Origin of the sequence: Paenibacillus sp. MCAF9 (genome assembly GCF_052114265.1) — a bacterium.
Classification (GTDB): domain Bacteria; phylum Bacillota; class Bacilli; order Paenibacillales; family Paenibacillaceae; genus Pristimantibacillus.
Genome location: NZ_JBFREL010000057.1, coordinates 1 through 10453, shown reverse-complemented (window position 1 = coordinate 10453; position 10453 = coordinate 1). Strand labels below are relative to the sequence as shown.

Genomic DNA, 10453 nt, shown 5'->3' with positions numbered 1-10453 from the left:
TGTTATCCCAGTCTTACAGGCAGGTTACCCACGTGTTACTCACCCGTCCGCCGCTAACCGGCGTTTTCCGAAGAAAACGCTAGTCCGCTCGACTTGCATGTATTAGGCACGCCGCCAGCGTTCGTCCTGAGCCAGGATCAAACTCTCCATGTTGGTGTTTGACTTGCTCATAACTTTTTTATCGCTTTTCTCACGATTCGTTAGAATCGTAAGGGCAGTTATTACTCGTTGTTCAGTTTTCAAAGAGCAAACTTTTCTATCGATTGTCTTGCTTGTTTTTCTTGTCGTCCGCGTGTTTCTCTCGGCCGGAATTAGAATATATCATGCCCCCCTCCAATTGGTCAAGCATTTATTTAAAAAAACTTTAAAAAGTATGTTTTCACTCGATTTTCGGTAAAATATAACCAATTACTTTCAAATAAACTTAACAAATTCCAACTTTATAAACACTTCGTAATTATAATAGAATAATAATATGATTATTCAGCCATTTATCCAATTTTAGAGCGAGTTCACAAGAGGGAGCAATAAAAATGACATTATCAGAAATCGAACGTATTCAAGCTCTGCTTCCACAATGGGTTGAATCAAGCCGTGAACAATGCAGCGGCGGCAAAGTTGCCTCCTATATACCCGAGCTGTCGAAATCACCGATTGGGGCATTAGGAATTCACCTTATTGATTCAAACGGCCTTTCTATATCTGAAGGCGATACAGATCTCTCTTTTACGATGCAAAGTATTTCTAAAGTATTCACGCTCATTTTAGCGCTAATGGATAACGGAGAAGATGTCGTTTTTGACAAGGTTGGCATGGAGCCTACTGGAGACAACTTTAATTCAATGCTAAAGCTTGAGCTCGTACAGCCGGGCATTCCTTTTAATCCACTAATAAATGCTGGAGCCATTGCGATCTCTTCTTTAATTGCTGGCAAAGATCCTGCTGAAAAATCTGCACGAGTGTTAGACTTCCTTCGCCTTCTTTCTAATAATAGCTCACTTGACTACGATATGGACGTCTATCGTTCTGAAGCCGATACAGCGAACCTTAATCGTTCAATGGCATATTTTCTCAAAGATAACGGTGTTCTGCAAGGATCAGTTGAAGATGTTCTTGAAGTTTATTTCCGGCACTGCTCCATCAGTGTAACCTGTGCAGATTTGGCTCAAATGGCTTTGGTGCTGGCGCATAACGGCAAAAATCCTACAACCGGAGAACAGCTTATTCCTCGCCGCTTCGTTCAAATAGCCAAAACCTTTATGATAACTTGCGGCATGTACAATGCCTCTGGGGAGTTTGCGATTCATGTCGGGTTGCCAGCCAAGAGCGGCGTATCCGGTGGTATTTTAACGCTGGTGCCTGGCCGTTACGGTATCGGATTAGTTGGTCCATCGCTGAACCGAAAAGGAAACAGCATTGCTGGTGTTGCTCTTCTTGAGTCATTATCGAAAGAGTTTGAATGGAGCTTGTTCTAATATACTGCTTTGCTTGAAAACAAAAAGGATGACCGCTTGCGATAAACTCGCTGGGTCATCCTTTTTTTACTGCTTGTATTACGACTGTGGATCAATTAGCTTCACATTTTTGTTCAATATGAAAAACTGCTCCGCCTTCTCACGGTGATCTTCCGTTATTTGGCCACTAAGGGACCTGTAAGCGATGAACACGGCTGTTGCATCATCAACAAAACCTGCTACAGGTATAAAATCCGGAATAAGATCAAGCGGCAAAATCCAATAGGCTAAAGCTCCAATAGCTGTGACCTTAGCAGATAGCGGCGTCTTGGGATCAGCCGAGCAATAATAAAGCGTGACTACTTCTTTAGCGAACGGCACCTTAGCTGCATGACGCTTCACTTTTGCCCAAAACCCTTCCTCTACATACTTCGTTTGCTTCTCATGGTCACCTAATTTGCTAATGTACTTTTCTATATCAACTTCCTCAGGCGGATTGATTTGTTTATGATCCAAGGTCCTTTGAAGCCCTTCTTCTGCATCTTTAAGATCCGCATCATCAATCAGTATCGTACCGCAAGAGGAGCATTCCACAACCATTTGCCTGTTCGCGTCGACATCATTTTGGTTTCCACATTTGGGGCACAGGGTAATAGTCATACATCCCACCTCCTTGATATAACTAATAATACTCTCCATCCCCTAAAATAGTTGCAATAAGGTTTGCGTATATCAGTAATAGTGTGCCATGCAGATGTTTAATCTGATTCACTCAGCATGCCATTATTAAGCTGCCCATTAACAAGCGAGCTGTAAAAGCCTTTTTGCATAAGGAGCTGTGAATGTGATCCTTTCTCCAAAATGGCACCGTCACGCAGCACTACAATCTGATCCGCTTGTTGAATGGTGTTCAGACGATGGGCAATGACAAAGCTCGTTCTCCCTTTCATAAGCCGCTGCAGCGCTTCCTGGATTTTTATTTCAGTGACCGTATCGATACTGCTTGTCGCTTCATCTAATACAAGGATTGAAGGATCTGCTAGAATCGCTCTGGCAATGGCAAGCAGCTGCTTCTGTCCTTGGCTAATTCCACTGCCGTCTGATTTGAGTACGGTTCCATAGCCGTCCTTCAGACGAGAAATAAAGGAATGTGCGTTTGCGAGTTTTGCAGCCTGTTGGACTTCTAAATCCGTTGCATCCAGCTTGCCGTAACGGATATTTTCATAGATGGTCCCCTCGAACAGAAATGGGTCCTGCAGTACAAACGCCATATGCGAGCGCAAATTTTCACGTTTGAGCGTTCGTGTATCGTACCCATCAATCAAGATGCTGCCCGAGCTAGGATCATAGAATCGGCACAAAAGCTGGATGAGTGTTGTTTTACCCGCTCCGGTTGGACCTACTAGAGCGATCGTCTCCCCTGGCGTAGCTTCAAAGCTTACCTCGCTTATCGTAGCTGTCCTTCCTTCATAAGCAAATGTTACTTTATCAAAAACGACTTTTCCGCTTACTTTTGCAAGTTCGCGAGCTGCTCCTTCATCTTTTCGTTCCTCGTCTTCGCTTAGCACATCAAATACACGTTCAGCACCAGCGACAGCAGATAATAGCGTATTCCACTGGTTAGCAAGGTCATTAAGCGGTCTTGTGAACTGCCTGGAATATTCCACAAATATAATAATTGTACCTACTGTTATTTGATCATTTAAAACAAATATCGCACCTATTCCTGCAATGATAGTGAAGCTTAAGTTGTTTAACGCGTTCATCAGCTTCGGAATGAAACCAGAAATCGTCTGCGCCCAGAAGCCAGAAACTCGAATACGCTCGTTGCGCTCCTTGAAGGCGGAGATGACTGTTTTTTCCTGAGAAAAGGCCTTCACTATGCGTTGTCCTGACAATGTTTCTTCTATATAACCATTTAAGTCGCCAAGATTGCGCTGCTGAGCTTTGAACAGTCGGCCGGTTTGTTTTGTGATCCATTTCATCCCCAGCACCATAAGCGGCACAACGAGGAAGGTTAATAGAGTCAAAAGCGGACTAAGGGACAACATAACGCTTACGGTTCCAACAAGAAGAAGGATACTTGAAAACACCTGAATCACAGAGCTATTTAAAGATGAGCTTACGTTTTCTATGTCATTCGTAACGCGGCTCATGAGTTCTCCATGCTGACGCTTGCTGAAAAAAGGAATCGGCAGCCTGTGCAAATGATCAAACAATTCGACCCGCATGCGATAGACCGTTTTTTGCGAAATGGTTATCATCCAAATACTTTGGAGCCACATCGTGATCGAGTGCAGCGCATAAACGAGAGCCATCAATAGTAGAAAAACAATAATTCCGCTATCTCTATTCATCAAAAAGCGATCGATTGCGGTACCTGCCATATAGGGTCCCAGCAATGAGAACGCAGAGCTTAATATAACCATTACGATGACAGCTGCAAGTCTGCCCTTATAGAGGATTAGGTAACTCCACATTTGCTTCAGTGTTTGACTCATATTTTGCGCGCGTGGTTTACGTTTACCTTTGCCTGCTGCAGTGGATTCGACCGCTTCCCCAGATCTTTGGTACTGAAAAGGCTCCTTTAATTGTCTAAGCACGGGACACACCTTCCTTCCCGAACTGTGACTCGTATATTTTCTGATACAAACTGGATTCACGGATCAACTGCTCATGCTTGCCTTGTGCCAGCAATTGGCCTTCATCAAGCAGAAGGATCGAATCCGCAGCTACGGTTGAGCTTATTTTTTGCGTGATGAGAAATGTCGTGCAGCTCATATTTTTAAGTGCTTGCAGAAGAGCAGCCTCGGTCTGTACATCGAGTGCGCTTGTGCTGTCATCAAGCAGCAGCACAACTGGCTTTCTAACTAATGCCCTCGCAATCGTTAGACGCTGCTTCTGCCCTCCCGAGAGATTAACTCCTTTTTGACCCACTATCGTATCGTATTGTTCCGGCAGCTTCATAATAGTGTCATGGATTTGAGCTAGTTTGGCAGCCTCTATGATTTCTTCGATGCTGGCATTCTCCTTGCCCCAGCGAATATTATCCGCCACCGTGCCTGTAAACAGCATGATTTCTTGCGGAACATACCCAATCTGCTTGCGAAGCTGCTCAAGCTTCATTAAGCGATTGTCTTTGCCATCCACGCGAATCACGCCCGTCTGCACATCGTACAGTCTAGGAATCAGTTGAATGAGCGATGTTTTGCCAGAACCGGTCGCACCCATAATGGCAATTGTCTCACCCGGTAATACCGAGAAGGATATATCTCGCAATACATGCAGATCGGAATCCGGATATTCAAAAGATACGTTCTCGAAGGAAACGTAGCCATCGCGAAGCTTCACCGCTTCATCGCTGTCAACTGTATCTGTTAAGTCGATGTCCGTTAGCACAACTTCTTCAATTCTTTGAGCTGATGCGCGCGCTCTCGAGAAGTTGACCACGATCATGGACATGATGGATAAAGCACCAATCGTCCTCATCGCATAGTTGACAATGGCAACCACCTCACCAACGGATGCTCCATTCCGATCGAGCTCGATTCTTCCAAACCACAGCACGGCTATAACAATCGCATTCATAAATAACAGCACGATAGGCATCGTAACTTCCGTTAAACGAAGAGCGGATACGGTACGATCCATCAGCTGCTCGCTGGAAAATGCAAAACGCTTCGATTCATGCTTCATCCGAACGAATACACGCACGATTCTCATGCCGATTAAATTTTGCTGCATCACGCTATTCACTTGATCCAGCTGCTTCTGAACAGAACGAAAAAGCTTTTCTCCCTTTTTAAGCACCCAAAGCAGAAAAACACCAAGAAACGGAATGACCGCAGCAAGCCAAATCGCCAGCTTAGGCTGAACGATAAAGGCCATTACGATACTTCCAATTACGAGCAATGGGGCGCGAAGCATAATACGCAGTCCCATGAACACTGTATTTTGCAGCTGTGAAACGTCATTCGTTAATCTAGTAATAAGCGATGATTCCGGAAAACGATTAAAATTGGCAAATGAGAACGATTGCACTTTTTCATAAAGCCGCTCTCTTAAATCAAATCCGAAGCTCTGACTTACGTGTGAAGCATAGAAAGAGCTAAGTATCCCTACAATGAAAGCGATAACAGAGCAACCAATTAGAAAGCCGCCCCATTGCAGCACAACCGATAAATTATTATTATCAATACCATCATCAATGATTTTTGAAATAATATACGGTTGAAGCAGCTCCACTACGAGCTCCACCAACATAAGCAGCAGAGCAACGTAAGCAGCAAAACGATATTTTTTGAGAAAAGTGAACATAGTCAGCATCTTTGTTCCTCCGAGTAATAATGGCTTAGATTAGCTATCCTACTCATTATATCTTTTTGAACAGAAAATGGTATGCACGATTATAAACCCGGGGCAGTCTGAAGGAGGGGGTGCGCCTGCTTAAGGCAGTCAAGCTGCCTTAAACACTGCGAGCATCTTCATAGAACACTCGAAACATAATATCGTGATTATAGTTGCCAAAACCCTTGCCATATAAGGTTAACCCGCCTACGTTAACGGCATCTTCCTTCACGCCAATGCGGAATGTCCAGAAATTTCGCTCCAACCCAATTTCACCGATACTAGTTGATGACATATGCTGTCCATCAATTAGCGTCCCATCCTCTTGAATGCGTATCACCTTGAGCAGTCCGTATTGATTGACCCGATCTCCCCACCAAGCCGGTGAGAAACGTCCTCTTACATCTCCATAATCACCAGGGCTCGTCCACATGCCGATATCCATTCCATTAAGGGAAAAATTAATGTCAGATGGCCAGTTATCGTTTACGCCTGGCGCTTCTGAGCCAAGCTCCAGTGTAATTTCAAGTGCTACAGGCCGTTGTCCCGCTAGCAAATAATTCGGCACCTTGTATTCCACATAGCCTTTGCCGAACCAAAGAATGCCTGCATTCATTCGCTCCGGCTCCAAGAAGAAACGCGGATCATCAAATTGCCCAATTAGCTTCTCCGTTGTAGCAATTCCGCAAGTCGGAAACACTTCAAATTCTGTAAAATGTCCAACAGGCACGCTAACATCATGCACCTTCTTCACATCAAGCGCCTTAGGAGGCAGTTCAATCGTTATGGTACGTTCAGCAAGCGAGCAAATTTTATGTGTGCCGCCATGTTTACGAACCATCTTCGTCTCTACAATGCCAGCCTTCTCCAGCTTCCGAATATGCATCGTTACAATCGCGCTGCTTAGACCGATAGCTTCAGCAAGCTCCTTTACGTTCATCATATTTGTTGCAAGCAAATTAATAATGGAGAGCCTGACAGGACTAGCCAATGCCTCATATAAGGGCAGCCAAGTTTCATCCGTATTCGCATTTATCATCCCGATCTCCTCCTCTCTCTATATTATAATAATAGAAGGGCATCCCAAAAGCCGCAATCGCGGCTTCCGGATCCCCTTGTTGATTCCATTATAGTTTAATACGAATAACGTTCCACGATGCTTTGCTAAGCGTCGCGGCAATTTTCCCGCCGTCTGCAAGCGCAGCATTACCTGCTGTGTGAGGTGTTACGCGATTAGGTGCGTCTGCCGTGTTCGTCATTTTCAAATCATCAGACTCAAGCACGATATGCTCAATTAGTTGAAAAGCACCGAAGCTGCGCAAATCGATTTCGAATGGAAGCGATTCTTCCGTGTTGCGGTTAACCGCAAAAATCGTTACTTCCTCTTTCTCTTCATTATGAACGGCTACAGTCTCCAAGTATGGCACGTCTGTAAAATCCTTTGTATCATGCTTCGGCGATTTCACTAGCGGTACCAGCACTGTGCCACGACCGAAAATGCTTGCGTGCATGTATGGATAATAAATCGTTTGCTTCCATGCAGGTCCGCCATTTTGCGTCATGATTGGTGCGATCACGTTAACCAGCTGTGCGATACAAGCCATCTTTACACGATCTGCACGTTTAAGCATACTGATCAGCATGCAGCCAACAACAAGTGCATCTTCATGATTATACACGTCCTCAAGCTGTGGCGGAGCAATTTGCCAAGGATCAAGCTTGCGGTCTTGTGCATTCGAATGATACCACACATTCCACTCGTCAAAGGAAAGGTTGATTTGCTTCTTTCCACGTTTTTTTGCTTGCACATAATCACAGGTTGAAATGACTGTATTAATGTAGGAATCCATGCTCATAGACTGTGCAAGGAAGTTTTTCGTGTCGTTATGAGGGTTCCCATAATATTGATGAATCGACACATAATCAATCGTATCATAAGCAAGATCAAGTACGGTAGCTTCCCATTCAGGGAACGTCGGCATTCCGATATGCGAGCTTCCACATGCGACTAGCTCAATTGTCGGATCAACCCATCGCATCGCTTTTCCTGCTTCGTTAGCAATGCGACCATATTCTACAGAAGTTTTGTGTCCGATTTGCCAAGGTCCATCCATTTCATTGCCGAGACACCATGTCTTTACATTATGGGGATCTTTATAACCATGCTGGATGCGAAGATCGCTCCAATATGATCCTGACTTATGGTTGGAGTATTCAATCAAGTTGCGTGCATCATCAATGCCGCGAGTGCCAAGATTGACGGCCATCATAGCGTCTGTATTCACCTTTTTGCACCAGTCCATAAATTCATTAAAGCCGATCCAGTTGGGCTCAACCGTTCGCCATGCAAGCTCAAGCCTCTTCGGACGCTGATCTACCGGACCAACACCATCCTCCCAGTTGTAACCGGATACAAAATTACCGCCAGGATAACGGACGATAGGCACATCAAGTCCCTTTACAAGCTCAAGAACATCGGAGCGAAAACCCTGCTCATCTGCTTGCGGATGATCCGCCTCATAAATGCCGCCATAAACCGCACGCCCAAGATGTTCTATGAATGATCCATATATACGTTTATCCACTTCCCCAACTTGAAAATCCTTATCCACTATCATTGTCGCTTTGTTTGTCATAATCATCCACCTCAATTAAATTAATAATTTCATTAATTAGTTAGTTAAGAGTTAATAGTGATTTATACTACTATTTAACTACACGTTCGTAATTAATTCAAGTATTAATTTTATATATGATGAATTTATATTTATATTAATTCATAGGAATAGAGGACCGATTCTTTATTCGATACAAGGTAAAGGTTTACGAAGTCATAAATTTATAGTTCAATTTGCCTAGTTATTATCAATTGTTTCTTGAGTTAGTCCTCTTTTTAGACTACTATGGGACTATAAGGTAATTCCTTTGTTTCAACACTACGGCAGGAGTTGAGAGCATGAGCAGTACTATACGCTCACTAGAAGATGCAGCCGACCATATTATTGACACCTTGAAGCACTTTCTACAGGTTGACACTTTATTGATAGCTACAATTGATCATAATGGAAGCAGAATCATAAGAGCGCTCAACCGTCATGAAAATGAAGGAACCAATAGCTTACCGTTACATTTGCTGCAAAGTTGTTGCAATCTTGTTTTAGAGCAGGATTGTTCCATTCTTAACATCACCAATACACTTGATGATCCGCGTACAGCCTCTTTACCTATTACCCAGCAACTTGGAGCACAAGCTTTGGTCGGAATCGCTGTAAGAACAGCTGACCAGACAGCAGTTGGTACCCTATGCGCCATAAATAAAGAACCGATTCATCTAGATGAAAGGCAGCTCGGATTTCTCCATTCGATGGCCGCTTTTTTCGGATATATATTGGATTTAGAAAACGCAAGTGTTACGGACAGCTTGACCGGTCTTTACAATCGACGTTATTTATCTCATTTGGATCATGCTGGCTCGGACAAGCAGTTTAGTGTGATGTTCATCGACATCGATGATTTTAAAGAGGTTAATGATTCGTTCGGTCATGACTTTGGTGATTTGCTGCTGCTTCAAATTTCCAAGAGACTGAAACAAGACGTCAGAAAAACCGACATCCTCGTTAGATACGGCGGAGACGAATTCGTTATTTGCTTTCAGCATTTGGTGGACAACCATGATATCGATTTTGTAGCCAGTAAAATAAAAAAATCGATTGACGAGCCATTCACAATCAATGGTCATATCATTCATATTTCCGCTAGCATAGGCATTAGTTCAACGCACGGCACAGCTAGCACGCTAAAAGAATTGATAAGCAACGCTGACCTAGCGATGTACGACAATAAGCAAAATGAAAAAAAACTTTGAGATCGTCTGTTTTCTATTTGAGTTTTAACTCGAAGTGGCAGACGCCCAAGGTTTTTTCTTTTTTGATCGCCGCGCATACGCTGAGTCCATCCTGCACACTTCGTCATAACCTTGACCACCCGCTCATACACATGGTATGAATCGTATTTTCGCATGCGGAGGGATGACGGATGAGACAGGATGAAATTCGTGCACTGGAGCGATCCATTGATGAAATAACAGAAATAGCTACCGGCTTTGGATTAGACTTTTATCAAATGCGCTATGAGATTTGCCCGGCAGAAATTATTTATACCTTTGGCGCGTATGGCATGCCAACAAGGTTTAGCCACTGGAGCTTTGGAAAAACGTTCAACAAAATGAAGCTCCAATACGACTTCGGCTTAAGCAAAATTTATGAGCTCGTCATTAACTCCAACCCCTGCTATGCGTTTCTTCTAGAGGGCAATTCTCTAATTCAAAATAAACTCATCGTCGCCCATGTGCTCGCTCACTGTGATTTTTTCAAAAACAACGCTCGCTTTGGTGTAACCAACCGCAATATGGTTGAGAGCATGTCTGCTACAGCGGATCGTATTCATCAATATGAAATGGATCATGGCACAGAAGCAGTCGAGAAGTTTATTGATGCAATACTCGCCATTCAAGAGCATGTCGATCCGACGCTCATTAAGCCTTATCAATTAGATAAGAAACGTTATATCGAAATGGTGCAAAAGGACAGCGAGCGCTCGGAGTGGAACATCCCTTCCTCCTCTTATGATGACTTGTGGAATCTGGACCCGGA

The 10453-nt window shown here is 43.8% G+C and carries 8 protein-coding genes and 1 rRNA gene; 3 read left to right on the top strand and 6 right to left on the bottom strand.

The features are described 5' to 3' along the window. Positions 1-153: ribosomal RNA gene (locus tag AB4Z45_RS32535) — 16S ribosomal RNA — on the bottom strand; the annotation flags it as partial. Between the two features lie 380 nt (positions 154-533). On the opposite strand from AB4Z45_RS32535, the gene glsA reads away from it, so the two are divergent. Then, a complete protein-coding gene (gene glsA, locus AB4Z45_RS32530) occupies positions 534-1475 on the top strand; it encodes a glutaminase A (protein ID WP_441913779.1) in 942 nt (313 codons plus the stop codon). Between the two features lie 78 nt (positions 1476-1553). Here glsA and AB4Z45_RS32525 read toward each other — a convergent pair whose 3' ends face one another. The 5 genes from AB4Z45_RS32525 to arfA all read right to left on the bottom strand — a co-directional run bounded on the left by AB4Z45_RS32525 (position 1554) and on the right by arfA (position 8437). Further along, a complete protein-coding gene (locus AB4Z45_RS32525) occupies positions 1554-2114 on the bottom strand; it encodes a DUF1232 domain-containing protein (RefSeq protein WP_339204113.1) in 561 nt (186 codons plus the stop codon). A gap of 98 nt (positions 2115-2212) precedes the next feature. After that, a complete protein-coding gene (locus tag AB4Z45_RS32520; RefSeq protein ID WP_441913777.1) occupies positions 2213-4057 on the bottom strand; it encodes an ABC transporter ATP-binding protein in 1845 nt (614 codons plus the stop codon). Beyond that, a complete protein-coding gene (locus AB4Z45_RS32515) occupies positions 4050-5780 on the bottom strand; it encodes an ABC transporter ATP-binding protein (protein WP_441913775.1) in 1731 nt (576 codons plus the stop codon). The genes AB4Z45_RS32520 and AB4Z45_RS32515 overlap by 8 nt, the downstream gene beginning before the upstream one ends. Before the next feature lie 139 nt (positions 5781-5919). Continuing rightward, positions 5920-6840 (bottom strand): ArsR/SmtB family transcription factor, encoded by a 921-nt coding sequence (locus AB4Z45_RS32510; protein WP_441913773.1) that lies wholly within the window; start codon positions 6838-6840, stop codon positions 5920-5922. 88 nt (positions 6841-6928) lie between these two features. Continuing rightward, on the bottom strand, positions 6929-8437 hold the full coding sequence (gene arfA, locus AB4Z45_RS32505) for an arabinosylfuranosidase ArfA (protein ID WP_441913771.1): 1509 nt from the start codon (positions 8435-8437) through the stop codon (positions 6929-6931). A 320-nt stretch (positions 8438-8757) separates the two neighbouring features. On the opposite strand from arfA, the gene AB4Z45_RS32500 reads away from it, so the two are divergent. Together AB4Z45_RS32500 and AB4Z45_RS32495 are read left to right on the top strand one after the other, a co-directional pair. Then, positions 8758-9666 (top strand): diguanylate cyclase domain-containing protein, encoded by a 909-nt coding sequence (locus tag AB4Z45_RS32500; protein WP_441913769.1) that lies wholly within the window; start codon positions 8758-8760, stop codon positions 9664-9666. 170 nt (positions 9667-9836) lie between these two features. Beyond that, the coding region (locus AB4Z45_RS32495) for a SpoVR family protein (protein WP_441913767.1) at positions 9837-10453 on the top strand (617 nt) is incomplete at its 3' end.